The sequence below is a fragment of the Mesorhizobium sp. M8A.F.Ca.ET.165.01.1.1 genome (genome assembly GCF_004792065.1).
In the GTDB taxonomy this organism is placed as follows: Bacteria; Pseudomonadota; Alphaproteobacteria; order Rhizobiales; family Rhizobiaceae; genus Mesorhizobium.
Window position 1 is genome coordinate 565070 of sequence record NZ_SRTH01000002.1, and the last position, 16972, is coordinate 582041.

The 16972-nt window shown below is 62.5% G+C and carries 16 protein-coding genes and 2 tRNA genes; 9 read left to right on the forward strand and 9 right to left on the reverse strand.

The genetic code is table 11. The annotated features are described in order from the left end of the window. Positions 1 to 61 precede the first annotated feature (61 nt). From ugpC to rbsK, 3 genes are read left to right on the forward strand one after another with little or no spacing between them, the layout of a single operon-like run. Entirely contained in the window at positions 62 to 1111 is a 1050-nt protein-coding gene (ugpC, locus tag EN808_RS07335) for a sn-glycerol-3-phosphate ABC transporter ATP-binding protein UgpC (RefSeq protein WP_135915453.1), read from the forward strand. A 26-nt stretch (positions 1112 to 1137) separates the two neighbouring features. Beyond that, the gene (locus EN808_RS07340) at positions 1138 to 1590 is read left to right on the forward strand and encodes an RbsD/FucU family protein (RefSeq protein ID WP_127869585.1); all 453 of its coding nucleotides are present in this window, start codon (positions 1138 to 1140) and stop codon (positions 1588 to 1590) included. A gap of 4 nt (positions 1591 to 1594) precedes the next feature. Then, the gene (gene rbsK / locus EN808_RS07345) at positions 1595 to 2524 is read left to right on the forward strand and encodes a ribokinase (protein ID WP_135915454.1); all 930 of its coding nucleotides are present in this window, start codon (positions 1595 to 1597) and stop codon (positions 2522 to 2524) included. Positions 2525 to 2607: 83 nt separating this feature from the next. Here the strand turns inward: rbsK and EN808_RS37775 are convergent, their stop codons facing one another. Both EN808_RS37775 and EN808_RS07355 read right to left on the reverse strand, forming a co-directional pair. Continuing rightward, positions 2608 to 2841, reverse strand: a complete 234-nt coding sequence (locus EN808_RS37775; RefSeq protein ID WP_348630716.1) for a hypothetical protein — start codon at positions 2839 to 2841, stop codon at positions 2608 to 2610. 646 nt (positions 2842 to 3487) lie between these two features. Further along, a tRNA-Asp gene (locus EN808_RS07355) sits at positions 3488 to 3564 on the reverse strand. A gap of 217 nt (positions 3565 to 3781) precedes the next feature. Here EN808_RS07355 and EN808_RS07360 point away from each other — a divergent pair. From EN808_RS07360 to EN808_RS07375, 4 genes are all read left to right on the forward strand, one after another. Beyond that, positions 3782 to 3857 (forward strand) — tRNA-Val (locus EN808_RS07360). A gap of 262 nt (positions 3858 to 4119) precedes the next feature. Then, on the forward strand, positions 4120 to 5199 hold the full coding sequence (locus EN808_RS07365; protein ID WP_135915455.1) for a type III polyketide synthase: 1080 nt from the start codon (positions 4120 to 4122) through the stop codon (positions 5197 to 5199). 1 nt (position 5200) lies between these two features. Next, positions 5201 to 5938 carry a methyltransferase domain-containing protein gene (locus tag EN808_RS07370; protein WP_135915456.1) on the forward strand — a complete coding sequence of 246 codons (738 nt, stop codon included), beginning with the start codon at positions 5201 to 5203 and terminating at the stop codon, positions 5936 to 5938. Further along, on the forward strand, positions 5917 to 7101 hold the full coding sequence (locus tag EN808_RS07375) for an FAD-dependent monooxygenase (RefSeq protein WP_135915457.1): 1185 nt from the start codon (positions 5917 to 5919) through the stop codon (positions 7099 to 7101). Before EN808_RS07370 ends, EN808_RS07375 begins: the two co-directional genes overlap by 22 nt. Before the next feature lie 95 nt (positions 7102 to 7196). Here EN808_RS07375 and EN808_RS07380 read toward each other — a convergent pair whose 3' ends face one another. The 6 genes from EN808_RS07380 to EN808_RS07405 all read right to left on the reverse strand — a co-directional run bounded on the left by EN808_RS07380 (position 7197) and on the right by EN808_RS07405 (position 14007). Continuing rightward, positions 7197 to 7967 carry an SDR family NAD(P)-dependent oxidoreductase gene (locus EN808_RS07380; protein WP_135880161.1) on the reverse strand — a complete coding sequence of 257 codons (771 nt, stop codon included), beginning with the start codon at positions 7965 to 7967 and terminating at the stop codon, positions 7197 to 7199. Between the two features lie 23 nt (positions 7968 to 7990). After that, entirely contained in the window at positions 7991 to 8986 is a 996-nt protein-coding gene (locus EN808_RS07385; protein ID WP_127869580.1) for an ABC transporter permease, read from the reverse strand. Positions 8987 to 9102: 116 nt separating this feature from the next. Further along, a complete protein-coding gene (locus tag EN808_RS07390; protein ID WP_135864116.1) occupies positions 9103 to 10143 on the reverse strand; it encodes a sugar ABC transporter substrate-binding protein in 1041 nt (346 codons plus the stop codon). Positions 10144 to 10182: 39 nt separating this feature from the next. Continuing rightward, a complete protein-coding gene (locus tag EN808_RS07395; protein ID WP_135864119.1) occupies positions 10183 to 10947 on the reverse strand; it encodes an ATP-binding cassette domain-containing protein in 765 nt (254 codons plus the stop codon). Further along, the gene (locus EN808_RS07400; protein ID WP_135915458.1) at positions 10944 to 12110 is read right to left on the reverse strand and encodes an ROK family transcriptional regulator; all 1167 of its coding nucleotides are present in this window, start codon (positions 12108 to 12110) and stop codon (positions 10944 to 10946) included. Before EN808_RS07400 ends, EN808_RS07395 begins: the two co-directional genes overlap by 4 nt. 592 nt (positions 12111 to 12702) lie before the next feature. Continuing rightward, positions 12703 to 14007 carry a M23 family metallopeptidase gene (locus tag EN808_RS07405; protein WP_135915459.1) on the reverse strand — a complete coding sequence of 435 codons (1305 nt, stop codon included), beginning with the start codon at positions 14005 to 14007 and terminating at the stop codon, positions 12703 to 12705. A 302-nt stretch (positions 14008 to 14309) separates the two neighbouring features. On the opposite strand from EN808_RS07405, the gene EN808_RS07410 reads away from it, so the two are divergent. Then, a complete protein-coding gene (locus tag EN808_RS07410) occupies positions 14310 to 15311 on the forward strand; it encodes a sterol desaturase family protein (RefSeq protein WP_127280699.1) in 1002 nt (333 codons plus the stop codon). After that, a complete protein-coding gene (locus EN808_RS07415; RefSeq protein ID WP_135915460.1) occupies positions 15308 to 16444 on the forward strand; it encodes a GNAT family N-acetyltransferase in 1137 nt (378 codons plus the stop codon). The genes EN808_RS07410 and EN808_RS07415 overlap by 4 nt, the downstream gene beginning before the upstream one ends. A 41-nt stretch (positions 16445 to 16485) precedes the next feature. On the opposite strand, the gene EN808_RS07420 is transcribed toward EN808_RS07415, so the two are convergent. Further along, positions 16486 to 16953 (reverse strand): peroxiredoxin, encoded by a 468-nt coding sequence (locus EN808_RS07420; protein ID WP_135880171.1) that lies wholly within the window; start codon positions 16951 to 16953, stop codon positions 16486 to 16488. Between the last annotated feature and the right edge of the window lie 19 nt (positions 16954 to 16972).

Genomic DNA, 16972 nt, shown 5'->3' on the forward strand with positions numbered 1-16972 from the left:
CCTGACCGGTCGCGTTGGTTAGCTTCTGCGCCTACGGCCAGTTGGAGCCGATGGGGGAACGATGGCTCAAGTCGCGATCAGCAATGTGGCCAAGGCGTTTGGAACCGTCAAGGTTCTGCACGAAGTCAGCGTCGACATTGCCGATGGCCAGTTCGTCGTGCTTGTCGGGCCGTCCGGTTGCGGCAAGTCCACGCTGCTCAGGATGGTGGCGGGGCTCGAGACCGTCTCCGGCGGCACGATCGCCATCGGCGATCGCGTCGTCAATCACCTGCCGCCCGCAAAGCGCGACATCGCCATGGTGTTCCAGAACTATGCGCTCTATCCGCACAAGACGGTCGAGCAGAACATGGCCTTCGCCCTCAAGCTGCGGAAAACCGACCCGGCCGTGGTGGCCGAGCGGGTCAAGCGCGCCGCCGACATCCTCGACCTCAGCCCCTATCTGAAGCGCTATCCGCGCCAGCTTTCCGGCGGCCAGCGTCAGCGCGTCGCCATGGGGCGCGCCATCGTGCGCAATCCACAGGTATTCCTGTTCGACGAGCCGCTTTCGAACCTCGACGCAAAGCTGCGCGTGCAGATGCGCACCGAGATCAAGGAACTGCACCAGCGGCTGAAGACCACCACCATCTATGTCACGCACGACCAGATCGAAGCCATGACGATGGCCGACAAGATCGTCGTCATGCGCGACGGCCGCATCGAACAGGTCGGCGCGCCGCTGGAGCTTTTTGACCGGCCGGCGAACCTTTTCGTTGCCGGTTTCATCGGCTCGCCGTCGATGAATCTGCTCAAGGGTACCGGGCGCAAGGGCGGCGTCGACATCGCCGGGACGCTGTTCCCGGTCGCTCCGAACAACGCCGTCGAGGAGGGGCGCGCTGTCGTCTATGGCGTGCGCCCCGAGCATCTCGAGATCCATCCCGATGGCGTGCCGGCGAAGATTTCCGTGGTCGAGCCGACCGGCTCGGAAACCCTGGTCTTCCTGCGTTTTGGTGACGGCGAGATGGTGGCGCTGTTTCGCGAACGCCATGACTTCAAGCCCGGCGATACGCTGAAACTTCGGCCAAGGCTCGACCATATCCATCTGTTCGACGCCGAGACCGGCAAGCGTCTCTGATCGCAACGCACTTCACGAGGACCATCATGCTCAAAGGGATCGATCCGTTGCTCAATGCCGACGTGCTCCAGGCATTGCGGGCGATGGGACATGGCGACGACCTGATCATCGCCGACACCAACTTCCCGTCCGATTCGGTCGCGCGCCGGACGGCGCTCGGTCGGGTGCTGCGCATCGATGCCTCGGCGGCACAGGTGGTGAAGGCGGTGCTGTCGCTTTACCCGTTGGACACGTTTGTCGACGACTCGGCCGCCCGCATGGAGATCGTCGGCAAATCCGACGAGATCCCAGCGGTGCAAAAAGAAGTGCAGAAGGAGATCGATGCCGCCGAGGGCAAATCCTGGCCGATGGTGCCGGTTGAGCGTTACGCCTTCTACGAGCGCGCCAAGCAGGCTTATTGCGTCATCCAGACCGGCGAACGCCGATTCTATGGCTGCTTTGCCTTCCGCAAGGGCGTCGTGCCGCCGGATGCGGAGTAGCGGCATGGCCTCGGGCAAGCCGATCGTCATCCTCGGTGTCTTCGTCGCCGATACGGCCTACAGGGCGCAGCGCCAGCCGCGCATGGGCGAAACGATCCTCGGCAACTCCTTCAAGCTGGGACCAGGCGGCAAGGGGTCGAACCAGGCGGTGGCGGCCGGCAGGTTGGGGGCCGACGTCACGTTCCTGACCCGGCTCGGGGTCGATGCCTTCGCCGACATGGCCAAGCGGACCTGGAAGGATGCCGGCGTGAAGAGCGCCGCCATCGATACGCCGGACAGCTATACCGGTGCCGCCTACATCTTCGTCGAGGAGGGAAGCGGCAACAACGCCATCATCGTCAGTCCCGGCGCCGCCATGCTGATCACGCCGGACGATATCGAAGCCAATGCCGAGCTGATCCGTGGTGCCGGTGTTTTCGTCACGCAGCTCGAACAGCCGATCGACGCCGCGCTGCGGGCGCTGGAGATCGCGCGCGGGGCAGGGGTGACGACCATTCTCAATCCGGCACCGGCGGCAAAGCTTCCCGACCGCGTCTACACGCTCTGCGACTATCTAACACCGAACGAGACCGAAACCGAGGACTTGACCGGGCTGAAAGTCTCCTCGGTCGATGAAGCGCGCGCCGCCGCCGGCAAGCTGCTGGAAAAGGGCGTTGGCACAGTCATCGTCACGCTCGGCGACAAGGGGGCGCTCCTGCACACGAAGGATCGCTCCGAGCATGTTTCCGCCATCAGCGCGGGGCCTGTGGTTGAGACGACGGGAGCTGGCGATGCGTTCAATGGCGGCCTTGCCGCGGCACTTTCGCGCGGCGTGGAGCCTCTGGAGGCGGTACGCTTCGCCTGCGCCGTTGCCGGCATTTCCGTGACCCGTCCAGGCACCGCACCGTCTATGCCGACAGTGCAGGAGGTCGAGGCGCTGCTGGCCAAGAGCTGAGGCAATTGCACGGGGCTCGCAGGCCACCCCGGAGGCCGGACTGTTCGGCCTCCGATGTCTCGTGTTCGATGGGCGTTGAGAAGCTACTGCTTGATATAGCAACGCTTCCCGGCATCGGGAGCGGGATCGCCGAAGGATTCATTGTCGCATTCGACGCCATCCCGGAACACGTCCTGCGTGAACCGGCCGCGCGCGCCATACCTGACCACCTTGCGGCCATAGAAATCGCAGAATTCGCCTTCGTCGGCACAGGCCACCCATCTCTCGCGGCGAGGCTCATCGTAACCGCCATCGGCTTCGCCACGACCGCGTAACACGATATAGCACGTCTTTTCGTGGCCGGGCGCAGGGTCGCCAAAAACGCGAGTTGAGCAGGGGACCGCGTCACGGTCGATAAAGCGCGATGTAGTGCGGCCCCCGTCACCAAAAACCACTTCAGCCGGAAATGGCAGTCGGCAAATGCCGCCCTCCCTTGCGCATCGCTGAAGCCGAGCAGCCGAAGCAGTGGCGGGAAAGATGGTGGAAGCAACCATTGTAAGGCCAGCAAGGCTTATGGCCGTGAACACCGTGCTCATCGAGGTGGTTGAGGCGATAGACACTGTAAGTCCTCCCGGGTCGTTCAGGCTGTATGGTTATGGTAGCCGGATTATCTCAGGCCAGGATATTTCAGAGGTGAATCAAGCGTTTTTTTAGGCGGAAGCGCAAGCCCCAAGCGGTTTGCCTGGCGCAAACGTCAGGCCAAGGGAGATATCTGTCAACGCAGGAGCCGAAACAAGCCGGCAGCCGACGTTCCGAGCTGACAGGAGACAAATCTCATCCGGCACCACGATCATGGCCGCAAGCCCATGCATGGCAGATCGAACCCAGATTTGAAAGGTTCTGGATCACATCCCCATACATGCATCTTTGACAGACAACGTCGACATTTCTACTAAGCCAAGGGTTTGTGTCCCTTGAGAGAAATGGCGCGAGTGACGGGGCTCGAACCCGCGACCTCCGGCGTGACAGGCCGGCACTCTAACCAACTGAGCTACACCCGCGCATTGACGAGCACGTGTCAGCCGTGTTCGTCGTTGGGGCGCTGGATAAGGGGTTCGCTACCGGGTGTCAAGCGCACCAAACCATCATAACGCCAAACAGGAGAAGGTTTTTTGACAGCCGGCATTTTGTTCGCAAATCCGGCCTGCGAACAGGGCGCCTCGCGCTCATTTGGCCTTGCGAAGCAAGTCCCGACCGCTTAAAGGTCCGGCCCGGAGCGGGCGATTAGCTCAGTTGGTAGAGCGCTTCGTTTACACCGAAGATGTCGGCGGTTCGAGCCCGTCATCGCCCACCATATCTTTCCCCCAGTTGATGTTTTCCGGTTGCGGGCGCCACGAAATCGCCACGTCGACAACGGGCAATAGCTCACCTGTTGTCCTTCGTGCGGGCGGTGCATTGCTTTTTCACGGGTGAGCGGCATTTTCGCAGGAAGTTTTTTGGGCCTCGGGCGTTTATCTCAATAGAGATAGCCATTGCCGTGGAGCTACAGCTCCCGCCGGGGGCAACTGGGCCTCTCGGCTCGCGACCGCGGGTTTGTGGCTGCAGGTCAAGGGAAAATGCCCGTTCAAGCTTTCATTAACCGAATTGCCACGGCCGTCCCTGATCACGGCGTTCACGAATTCTTCCTTCAATTTGCGGGCTCCCAGTTGGCAGATCCCCGCCGCCGCGCAATTTTCAATCGCATGGCCGACAAGGGCGGCATCGAACATCGCTATTCCTGCTTCGCACCCGCTGGTGATCCTGAGGGGCTGAGCGTCGACCTGGCGGGTGTTTTCAAGCGCGGTGCGTTTCCGGGTACGGCCAAACGCATGGAAATGTATTCCACTGCCGCGCCCGCGCTGGCCGAGCGAGCATTGGAGCGACTCCTGGAGGGCGAAGACAGGAAAGGTGTCACGCATCTGATTGTCACCACCTGTACGGGCTTCTCCGCCCCCGGCATCGATCTGGACATAATCGCCCGATGCAATCTGCCCACCACCGTGGAGCGCACGATCATCGGCTTCATGGGATGTTATGCGGCAATCAATGCGCTCAAACTGGCGCGGCACATCGTCCTGTCGGAACCTTCGGCCCACGTTGTGATTGTCTGCATCGAACTCTGTACGCTCCATCTCAAGGAGACGGCCGATCTCGAAAAACTGCTGTCTTTCTCGCTCTGGGGCGATGGCTGCGCGGCCGCGTCGGTGACCTCCCGCCCTTTCGGCATCGGCCTGGACAGTTTTCACGCGATCGTGGACGCCGACGCCCGCGACTTGATGAGCTGGAGCTTGCACGACGACGGTTTCGACATGGTTCTGTCGGGGCAAGTTCCTGCTGCAATCCAGAATGCGCTTGGCAAAGGGATCGGCGCCATCTTGGGAAACAGGATCGCCGCCAACATCGACCTTTGGGCTGTTCACCCGGGTGGGCGTTCCATTCTCGACGCCGTGGAGCGCGCGCTGGATCTTCCTCCCGATGCGCTGTTGCCGTCGCGCGATGTGCTTCGCGAAAACGGAAACATGTCTTCCGCCACAGTCATGTTCGTGCTGGAGCGGATGCTTCGCGGGTTCACGGATGATGACGTGGGCTGTGCAATGGCATTTGGCCCCGGCCTCACGGCCGAGACGATGATGTTCCACACCGCCGGCAGTGCCTGACATGGCCACCGGTCTCGACAGCCGTCTTATCCAGCCGGAACTGCTCGATCATTTGCCTCCCGACGATCCCAGGGCGATTGGCTCCCGACGTGATCTGATTTGGATAAATTCGCTGATGTTTCAACATGCGATCATGTCCAACCTCCTGAAGGCCAGCGTGCGCGAGGGTTCGATCAGAATCTTGGAAGTCGGGTCCGGCGACGGTGCATTCATGCTCTCGGTTGCAAGGCGCCTCGCCACGAAGTGGATCGACGTGGAGCTGGTCATGCTCGACCAGGTTGACCTCGTCACCGACCGGCGGCGCGCCGATTTCGCGGCTCTGGGCTGGCGGGTTGAAACCGTTACCGACAATATCTTCGACTGGATCGCAAAACCCGGGGGTGCCGCCTACGACGTTGTCTCGGCCAATCTGTTCCTGCACCATTTTTCCGACACCGCCTTAAAGATCCTGTTCGAAGCCCTATGCCGTCTGGCGCCAGTATTCCTCGCCGCCGAGCCGAGCCGAAACATTGTCGCTTTAAAAGCATGCCCGCTCCTGCGCCTTGTCGGTGCAAACCAGGTCACCATGCACGATGCGGCGGCAAGCGTCCGCGCAGGTTTCGCTGGCAAGGAACTTTCCGGTTTGTGGCCTCTCGGTTCCGCGCAGCAGTGTGAAGAGCGCAGAATTGGCCCGTTTACCCACGCCTTCCGCGTTTTCCCCAAGAAAGGACTTGCGCGATGTACGATGCCATCGTCATAGGTGCCGGCCCAAGCGGCTCGTCGGCAGCATTGGCCTTGCGCGGCCAAGGTCGTTCTGTGGCCATCATCGAAGCAAGCGAGTTTCCACGCCGCAAGGTCTGCGGCGAATTCATGTCGGCGGTCAATCTGGAGCTGTTGGACCGTCTGGAGGCGGGCGTGGCGGTTCGTGCCAAGGCAGGGCCGGAAGTCAAGCGGGTTGGCTTGTTCGCGTCGGGCCCTGGCATCATAGCGGGCATGCCGCGCGCCGCGGGAAATGCTTTCGGGCGGGCGCTTGGACGGGACGTTCTGGATGGCATCCTCTTGGACACGGCGCGCAATGCCGGAGCCGACGTTTTTCAGCCGTGGCGCGCAGTGGAGATCGCCAGCAATGGCGATCGTGCCATCGTCCGGATCGCCAACAGGGAGGGCCAGACAAGTCTTAGCGGGCAGGTGGTGATTGCGGCGCATGGCTCCTGGGGGCAGGGCAGGTTGCCAACCAATCTCCAGAAGAGCAGCGCGGCATCCGATCTGTTTGGCTTCAAGGCCCATTTCAGGGGAGCGTCGCTCGCTCGAGACCTCATGCCGCTCCTGGTGTTTCCGGGCGGCTATGGTGGCATGGTGTGGGCGGATCAGGACAGGATATCGCTGTCGTGCTGCATACGCCGCGACGTGTTGACCAGGCTGCGCAAAGAGGGCGGTGCGATGTCCGCGGCCCAAGCCGTTCACGCGCACATACTGGCATCGTGTCCGGCCGCGGTTTCCACGATCGGCGACGCCAGCCTCGAAGGTGAATGGCTTGCCGCCGGTCCCATACGTCCGGGGATGCGCCCACGATTTGCCGACGACATATTTCGGGTCGGCAACATCGCCGGCGAGTCTCATCCCATCATCGCTGAAGGCATCTCCATGGCCCTGCAGTCCAGCTGGCTTCTCGCTGGCGAATTGGCAAGGTTCGAACAATGGGACCGGACGGCGCGCATCGCCGTCGGCAAACGCTATTCAAGAGCGTGGAGCCGGCAATTTGCCACTCGCATTCATGCCGCCGCACTGTTGGCGCGCATTGCCGTCCTCCCCAACTCTAATACGGCGATGAAGACTTTCGTGGGTTGGTTCCCGAATAGCCTGACCTTAGGAGCCAGATTGTCCGGCAAGACGAAAGCCTTGCCTGCTCTCAGCCATCCGTAAGGGCATGAAGCCGGCCGGACACTTGGAATTCGCTGAAGCGCTGGAGCCCGATCGCAACTCAACAGGCAAACGCTTCTTGGCGTATGGCTGCCCGCTCACGGCGGCACCATCCGGAAATCCTTGCCCTCGGGCAGCAATTGCCCGCCGTCGACGACAATGGTGGTGCCGGTGATGTAGCTGGCGTCGTCCGAGGCCAGGAACAGGAAGGCGTTGGCCACGTCGCGCGGGCTGCCGAGCCGGCCGAGCGGGATCGAATCCTCCATGTTCTTGATATAGGCGGCGCCGCGATGCTGTTGGATGGCTTCGGTGAGGATATTGCCGGGTTCGACGCCGTTGACGGTGATGCCGTAGCCGGAGAATTCAAGCGCCGCCGCGCGAATGAAGCCGTTAATGCCTGCTTTCGTCGCCGAATAATGGCCGTGGCCAGGGCTGGTGACGTGGGGGCCGGTGATCGATGAGGTGTAGAGCATGCGGCCAGAGCGCTGCGCCTTCATCGGCACGAGGGCGGCGCGGCTGGCATTGAAAGTGCCGCGCAGGTTGACGGCCATGACGCGGTCCCAGTCGTCGGCGCTGGTGTTTTCGATCAACTGCCAGGGATAGATGCCGGCATTCTGCACGATGATGTCGAGGCGGCCGTGCTGTTTCAGCGAAAGTGCCACCGCGGCCTCGGCGTCGCTCATTTGCGAGATGTCGGTGCGGATGAAGGGGACGCCCAGTTCATCCGCACTTGCTTGCCCCGCCTCCGCCTCGCTGTCGGCCAGCACGAGCCGTGCGCCTTCTTCCGCAAAGCGCAGCGCGATGCCCTTGCCGATGCCGCGCGCGGCGCCGATGATCAGCGCCACCTTGTCTTTCAGTCGTCCTGTCATGCCAATCCTCGCCTCACGCCCTCTCACGCCAGTCTTTGGCGAATGGTTTGCTTGAATGCGTCGAGCAGCACCGCGGCCAGAACCAGCAGGCCGTGGATGACCTGGGTGAAATTGGCGGGCAGGCCCATCAGGTTGATCGCCGTGTTGATGGCCGAGAGCAGGAGCACGCCGGCATAGACGCCCGGCAAGGTGCCGACGCCGCCCTTCAGGCTGACGCCGCCGATAACCACGGCTGCAAAGGCATTGAACAGCAGGCCGACGCCAAGATTGGCGGTGGCGCCGGAGGTGCGGATCGCCAGCAGCCAGCCGGCGAGCCCTGCGATGGCGCCGGCGAGCACGAAGGCGATGATCAGGTTGCGGTTCACCCGGATGCCGGCGCGGAAGGTCGCGGTTTCATTGCCGCCGATCATCACCAGGTGCCTGCCGAACGGCGTCTTGGCCATGATCAGCGAGAAGACCACGAAACAGGCCACCGCGATCCAGGCGGTAAGCGGCAGGCCGATCAGGCGCTGGATGCCGAACCACCGGATGGCGGGTGCCAGATCCTGTGCCGAGCGGCCGCCCGAAATGACCAGCACGAGGCCGCGTACCCAGATGTAGGAGGCGAGCGTGATGATGAAGGCGCTCATCTTGACCTTGACCACAAGATAGCCGTTGAAGGCGCCGATGAGGCCGCCGACGGCCAGCGCCAGCAGCAGCGAGACCGGAACCATCAGCCATTCCGGGTGCAATTGAACACCGAGGCCGATGCCCGAGGCGCAAAACAGGATGCCCACCGCCATGGCGCTGAGTGCGGCGACGGATTCGACCGACAGGTCCATGTGGCCGGCAATGATGACCAGCGCCAGGCCGATCGACATGACGCCGAGCACGCTCGACGCCTCGATGATGTTGGCGAAGATGCCGAGTTGGAAATAGTTCGGGATGAACAGCGAGAAGACGACCAGGACAAGGAGCAGCATGAACCAGACGAGGTTGTCGAGGACGAACTCCAGGGCGTGACGCGTGCGAGGGTTCATGTGTCGATCCGGTTGGCATGCGCAATCAAGGCCGCAGCGAATTGTCTGCGTCTCGTTTCATGCGGGCAGGGATGGGCTCCGGGCCAGGTATGGCCCGGAGCGTTCAGGCGACATGCCTATTCGACCGACTTGACCGTATCGGTCGGCGGCTTCTGGTTGCCCCAGAAGGCCGGGTTGTCGACGTTCTCCTTGGTGATGGCGGCACCCGGAATCTTGATGTTCGGGCCCCACGCTTCCTTGGTGACGGTCGATTTCAGGCCAAGCACGTCGTATTCGCCGGGCTTGATCTCTTGCTTCTTCGCGACCTTGTCCATGAACATGGCGACGGCCGCGGCCTGTGCGTAAAGCGGCTGCTCTACTTCGACATTGAGCCAGCCCTTGCGGATCAGGTCGAGGCCGACCGGCGCGCCGTTCGAGCTCATCAGCATCACGTCGCCCGGCTTCTTGCCGGCGGCCTCTAGCGAAGCGACGGCGGCGACCGACAGGTGCGCGGCATGGCTGAAGATCAGGTCGATGTCGGGATTGGCCAGCATCTGGTCGGCAACGATGGTGCCGGCATTGCTGGCCTCCCATTGCATGGCCGGCAGCGAGATGATCTTGACGTCCGGGAACGCCTTCATCTTCTCTTCAAAACCCTTCTGGATGTCGAGCGTGTAAGGATCGCCGGGGTCGCCAAGCACCTGAAGGACCTTGCCCTTCACCGAGCCGTTCTTGGCTTTCAGAAGCTTTTCGGCCTGATCGGCGGCGACATAGCCGATCTCGACGGTACCCGCGACCGACGTGAAATCGGACGGTGTCGACGTGATCTGGCGATCGAATTCGACCACCGGAATGCCGGCGGCGCGGGCGGCCTCGATCGATGGTTTCAGCGCATTGAAATCGACGGCGGCCAGGATGATCGCCGCCGGCTTCAGCGCGATCACGTCGTTCATCTGCGATTGCTGCGCGTCGGTCTTGTTGTCGGCGTTCAGCGTCTTCATCTCGTAGCCGGTCTGTTTCAGAAACAGCTCCAGCGCGCTCACCGATCCGGTTTGGAACTCGTCGAGCAATGTCGGCACCAAGTAGTAAACAATACCCTTGGACTGGGCGAATGCCGGCGTGAGCGTGGCAAAGGCCAGTGCCAGGATACCGAAGACAGCAAGAAGTATTCGCTTCATGTCGTTGGCTCCCTGTTAAGCCGGACCCCTCTTTGTCCCTCAGCCCGCCGGTCCGGCACCGGCAAGCGTCTCCCCGGTGATCATGTTGATCACCGCATCGGGACTTGTCTTGTTGCGTGCGACATCGCCCGCCACGACGCCTTGCCGGATCACCACGATCCGGTCGGCGACCTGAAAAGCCTGCTGCATGATGTGGGTTATGATGACGACGCCGATACCCTGGCTCGCCACTTGGCGGATCATGTCGAGACCGCGCCGCGTCTGTTCGACGCCAAGTGCGGCGAACGGTTCGTCGAGCAGCACGAGTTTGCCGCCCCAGTGGACGAAGCGGTTGAGCTCGATGGCCTGGCGCTGGCCGCCCGAGAGGTGCTCGACATTGGTGCGCAGTGAAGGAATGCGGGTACCGGCGCTGGCCAGCGCCTTGCCGACGACAGCCTCCATGGCGCGTTCGTCGAGCACGGGAATGCCGAGCACCTTCCTCGTGATCTCGCGGCCCATGAAGAAATTGGCCACCACGTCGACATTGGTGCAGAGCGACAGGTCCTGGTAGACGGTCTCGATGCCGGCCGCCTTGGCTTCCGCCGGCGAACGGGCCAGGAACTCCTTGCCCTCGAACAGCATGCGGCCGGATGTCGGTTCGAGACCGCCCGCAATGATCTTGACCAACGTCGACTTGCCGGCGCCGTTGTCGCCGAGCAGCGCCACCACTTCGCCCTTGCCGATGGAAAAGCTGATCCCCTTCAGCGCTTCGATCGCGCCATAGTTCTTGGTCACGTTGTCGAGCACCAGCAGGGGTTCGCTCATGCAGCAATCTCCCTGGCCGAAAGGATGTCGCGGCCGCGCTCGCGTTCGGCGGCGAACATCTGGCCGAAACGTGGCGACAACACCCCTGAGACGGCGAGTGCCGCCGCGCCGCGCAGCACGGCATGCTGGCCGCCGCTGGCGACGATGACACGCGGCGTCTTGCGATCAGCGCGAGCCGAAACCGAATTGTGCAGCGGTTCGGCCGCGTCCGCCAGGCGTTCGAGCAACTCCGACGCCGCCAGGCCGCCGAGCACGACCGTCTCTGGGTCGAAAAGGTTCTCGATGATGGCGATGGCATTGCGGAAGATCGGGCCGACCTGCGCCACCCAATCGGCGTCGCCGCCGGCCCGGCGGCCCCGCGCTTCGAGCGAGAGGTAGCGCTCGAGGCAGCCGCGGTTGCCGCAGGGGCAGAGCTCGCCATCAGGGACCACGGGAATGTGGCCGATCTCGCCCGCATTGCCCCAGGCGCCGCGCAGAACACTGCCGTCATGCATCATGGCGCCGCCGAGCCCAACGCCGAAATAGAGATAGTAATAATCGGAATGGCGGGCTCCGATGCCATAAAGCCTCTCGCCCATCGCGGCGGCGGCCATGTCGCTCTCGAAGAACGCCGGCAATCCCGTCGCGGCCGTCAGCCGTTCACGCAGCGCCACGTGCTTCCACCCGGTCATCGTGGTCGGGCCGACAAAGCTCATGGAGTCCACGTCGAACGGACCGGGAAGCGCCATGCCGATGCCGATGACGCGGCCGGCGGGCCGCTTGCCCGTCAGGTCGCGAACCATGGCGCCAATCTGGTCGAACGCATGATCAGGCGCCGCGTTGGGGGCCTCGCGGCGTGAACTCTCGATAACGTCGCCGCTGAGATTGATCAGTGCGGCGTCTATTCCAAGCGGCGTCAGGTGGATGCCGACGGCATAGCCGCCTTCCGGGTTGATGCGCAGCGTCGCGGGTGGCAGGCCACGGCCCTTCGGCTCTTCGCGTACGGACAGGATGTAGCCCTGTTCCTCCAGTTCGCGAACGATGGTCGACACGGTCTGGACGGTGAGCCCGACATGCCTGGCGATGTCGCTACGTGCGATCGGGCCATGACGGCGGATGGACTCCAGCACGATGCGCCGGTTGTACGGCCGCCCGAACTCCTGATTGGTCCCCCGCAATGCCATGCCTTGCGCCCTCACGTGACGTAAGGTTCGCATCAAATATTTATTCAGTCAAATGGAATTCAAAAATAATCGGAACGCGCGCCGAGCTGGATCCCGTGGCGTCTCAGCCATCTGCCGAACTCTTGGACGGAAAATGGCCGCTGCCGCAGGTCGTCAAGGTAAAGTAGACTGCCCTTGCAACCCGTCGATCGGTGCAATGAAGCAAGCATCGCTGAGCAAATCGTTTGGCGATGCTCCGTTGGCATTTGAACGGCGAGCCAGGTGGCCATGGTCACTTCCGATCGAGATCGGCTACATGTGTGCCCAACATCGCGTACGGCTCTGTCATTGTCGACGTCACCATCCGATGGCCGCTTTGGCGCATTCTTGCCATACCGGTAATTGTCGGAATGGCCTGTCGCGCTTGATCAAATGTGCGAGGAAACACCGCTTACGATGAGACTAAGAAGCGACGGTTTGCGCTCTGCCGCTACAATGGCGGAAGGCCACCAGCGGTTTAATGGGACGCGGGAGACTGCCTGGCGAGGGAGAGGCGTGGTTCTGCCGGGGCCGGTGGCTCGGGATTCAGCCGGCGGGCGAGCGGTTGCCCTTGTCAGAGATACTGCGCGACTTTCTTGCCGACGGTCAGGAAGCGTAGCGGATCGATCGCCTCGCCATTGTGCCGCACTTCATAGTGAAGATGCGGGCCAGTCGAGCGTCCGCTGCTGCCGGTCTTGCCGATGATGGCGCCGGCGTCGACTTTTTCGCCTACCGTCACGTCGATCTCGCTGAGATGTCCGTAGCGCGTGGCAAAACCATTGCCATGGTCGATCTCGACCATACGGCCATAGCCGCCATTCCAGCCGGCCTTGGTGACGACGCCGGGCGCTGTCACCCGCGCCGCCATGCCGATGGGCGCCCTGAAATCCATGCCCGAATGCAGCGCGGCCGTGCCGAGAAGGGGATCGGTGCGCACACCGAACGGGCTGGTGACGGAGTGGCCGGGGGCGGGATTGGCAAGCGGCAGCCGGCGCGCTTCCTTTTTCAGCTGGTCGAGGGTGTCCAGCGCCTCGTCCAGCTCCTTGACCTTGCTGTCGAAGATCATCGAGGAGTCGAGCGGGATCAACGGTCCGCCGACATCACTTTCGTTCTTGCCGAAATCACTGTCGACCGGCAGTCCGGCCGCCTGCAGCGCCTGCTGGATGGCATCGGCGCTTTTGTAGGCATTGTCCGCGAGCGTGCTGATGCGGCTGAGCTGCTCATTCTCGATGGATTTCAGCGACTGGTTGATCGAGACGAACAGCTTGTCGGCACGATCTGCGGCTGAATCGCTGGGCAGCGGATCGGTGCGGGTCGACCACAAGGAGAAGGGCCTGGTGTCGGCGGTGCCGAGGTCGGCGCCCAGGCTGGCAACCGCGTAGGTCTGCGCGGGCCGGTTGATGCTGCCGGTCACCTCGGCGCGCTTGTCCGTCTTGGCGGCCGCGGCCGGATCGTCGGCGGGTACCGTTCCGGCGTCGTTTTCGGCGCGTTGGAGCAGCGGGCCGAGACGGCCATGCCGCTGACTGAGCTGCGTCTGGCGCTGAAGCAGTTCGCTGACCTTGGTTTCCATCAATTGCTGGTCGAGCAGCTGCCTGCTGGTGATGCGGTCGACCTGGGCGCGAAGCGCCGAAATGCGGTCCTCGTAAGCCTGCTGCATCCGCGCCTGGCGTGCGGTGGTGGCGCCGATCAGGTCGTCGCGCAGCACGAGATAGGATGTGGCCAGGAGGTAGCCGATGGCAATGGCGGCGAGTGCTGAACCGATGAATGCCGCCAGCCAGGGGCGGACCGTGAAGTGCCTGATCTCGTTGCCTTGGGCGATGATGACCGTATGTGGTTCCTTGCGCCTGCCGAAGACTGCGGACTGACCGGTTGCGTTCACGGGACCAAGCTTTCGTTTACGACACCACGAGAGCTTGATTACACATTATTAGGGTTAACAAAGGCTTGCCCTATCGCCGCGCGGCGCCGAATGCACGCAGCGCGGGCACGAGGTTGCGCGAAAATCTCCAGGACACGGACCCTATGCCGCGGAATCGTTGGCGATGAACACTCATGTTCTGTCGGGAGCATCCAGTAGCTCGCAGAGCAAGGCTCGGGTTTCTTAACTGTCTTCGATTGCATTTAGTTGACGCTTTTCGAGTAAAGGCGTGTTGGTATTTGGGATTCACCGTGGCGGTAGGAATGCTGGACGATCTGGTTGGCAAGATCCTCGACAAGATTTCGGGCACCAGTCTGCTGGCGACCGGGCTTTTGCTGCTGACGGCCTTTGTCAGCGCCCTCGTGGCCTATTGGCGCACGGTCGAGGAGAAGAGCTGGAAGGAGTTTTTCGAGTTCGTCATCCCGCATGAGGTCATCACCCATCCGTCCGCGAAGGCCGACCTGCTGTTCTGGGTCACGAAGAAGGCCCTGATGCCCTTCCTGATGCTGCCCGCCGGAATCGTCTTCGTCACGGCGGTGGGCTACGGGACCAACTGGCTGTTTTCCACACTGTTCCAGTTCCAGCCGCCTCTGATCGAGGGGCCGGCAGGGCCGGTGACGGTGCTGATCTTCACCGTCAGCATGCTGCTTGCCTACGACATTTCCTATTATCTCTATCACGTCGCCCAGCATCGCTATCCGCTGCTTTGGGAACTGCACAAGGTGCATCACTCGGCCGAGGTGATGGTCGGGATCACCAAGGACCGGGTCCATCCGCTCGACGAGTTGATGAACCGGGCCTGGGACGGCCTCATCGTGGGGCTCTGCTTCGGCATCTGGTCGCTGATTTCGCTGAACCTTGTCGAACTGACCGTTTTTGGCGTCAACGTCTATGTCATGCGCAACATCCTGATGATGGATTTCGTCAGGCACACGCATTTCAAGATCTCGTTCGGCCCGCTCAACAATTTGATCCTGTGTCCTCATTGGCACCAGTTGCATCACAGCACCGATCCGCGCCACTACGACAAGAACTTCGGGCTGCTCTTCTCGTTCTGGGACCGGCTCTTTGGGACATTGTGTGTGCCGAGGCCCGACGAGGACTTCAAGTTCGGGCTGGTTGACCGCGATGTGCGTGACTACCAGTCTCTCGCCGGCCTTTACGTCATGCCGTTGAAGCGGATGTGGGGGCATATCGCCAGGCGCATCCGGCCCGGAAAGTCACGCTCACGCACCTCGCGATCCTCGGAAGGGACACGGCCATGAACGCTCCCGTTGTGCTCGCCATCCCGCGGACACGCACCTTCGAAATCGTGACATCGGCGGTGCGCCTGGCCGAGATCGCACCGGCCTGGAGCGCGCTCTGGCAGCGGGCCGGCGGGCTTGTCTTCCAGCACCCGGACTGGATCGCGGCCTGGTGGCGAACCACCCCGCATCAGGAACGGCGCGCGCTCAGGATTGGGCTTGCCTGGAACGGCGACCGGCTCGACGGCGTGATAGCGCTCGCGACCTTCAGGCGCTCCGGCATCCGCATACTCGAATGGGCAGCGAAGGATCACAGTGACTATGGCGACGCGCTGGTTGCACCTGACAGCGACCCGCGGGCGATCTCCCGCCTCTGGCAGCATGTTTTTGACCAGGGCGGCTTCGACCTGATCTATCTCAACCGTCTGCTGCCGGATGCCGGTGTTCATGCCCTGCTGGAACCGGCCCATGGCAAGGCGCTTCGGCCCAACCACCGCACTGAAATCAGCTATCGTGTCTGCGGCTCCTGGCAGCGTGGGGCGGAATGGTTCGAGACGTTGTCCAAGAAGGGCCGGCAGAACTATCGTCGTGGCCGCAAGTTCATGGAAGAAAGCGGCGCATTGCGTTTCCGGCTGCTGGATCCGGATGAGCCGCGCGAACCGGTGCTCGAGCGGGTCGCGACGTTGAAGCGCCTCTGGCTCGCTCGCCATGGCCGCGCCTCGGATCTGTTCGACAAGGGCTCGCCCGTTCTCGCCGCGCTTATTTCGGTGCTGGCCGACCTCGGGCTGTTGCGCATCTTCGTGCTGGAGCTTGACGACAAGATCGTCGCCGTCTCGATCAATTTCGAGCAGCGCGGCACGATGATGGCTTTCGTCACCACCTATGATCCCGAATACGAGCGCGCCTCGCCGGGTATGGTGCTGATGATGGACTATATCCAGTGGTCGTTCGACCGTGGCCTTGCCACGATTGATTTTCTCTGCGGCGGCGAGGATTTCAAGCGGCGCTTCGCCACGCAATCGGTCACGCTGTCGTCGATGATGGGCGCGCGCGGCTTGCGTGGCCATCTTGCCGCGCTGGCCGATCAAGTGAGCCATACTTCGAAATCCTGGAGCACACGGCGGCAGCCGAAGGCTGAGGCCCCTGACGAGTAGCGTCCACAATTGTCGATTGCTTTGGTGGGCTTTGGCGGCGCTCAGAGCGCGCGAACGGCTTCCAGCACGGCCTCGGCATGGCCCTTGACGCGGACCTTGCGCCAAATCCTGGCGATCCGTCCGTCGCGTCCGATCAGGAACGTCGCGCGCTCGACACCCATGTATTTGCGGCCATACATCGATTTCTCGACCCACAGATGGTAGGCCTCGATCACCTTGCGCTCCTCGTCGGCGGCAAGATCGATGGTGAGATCGTATTTCGACTTGAACTTGTCGTGTTTCTTGGCGCTGTCGGGCGACAGGCCAATGACGACGGCGCCGGCCTTCTCGAATTCCGGCTTCAGCCGTGAGAAGCTGATCGCCTCTTGCGTGCAGCTTGTCGTGTCGTCCTGTGGATAGAAATAGAGCACCACCGGCTTGCCGGCGGATGCCGCCAGGCTGAGCGATCCGCCACCGTCCCGCGGCAGGTCGAATTGCGGCGCGGGATCGCCTACGTCGAGGTCGGCCATATCGATGCCCTTGTTTGAG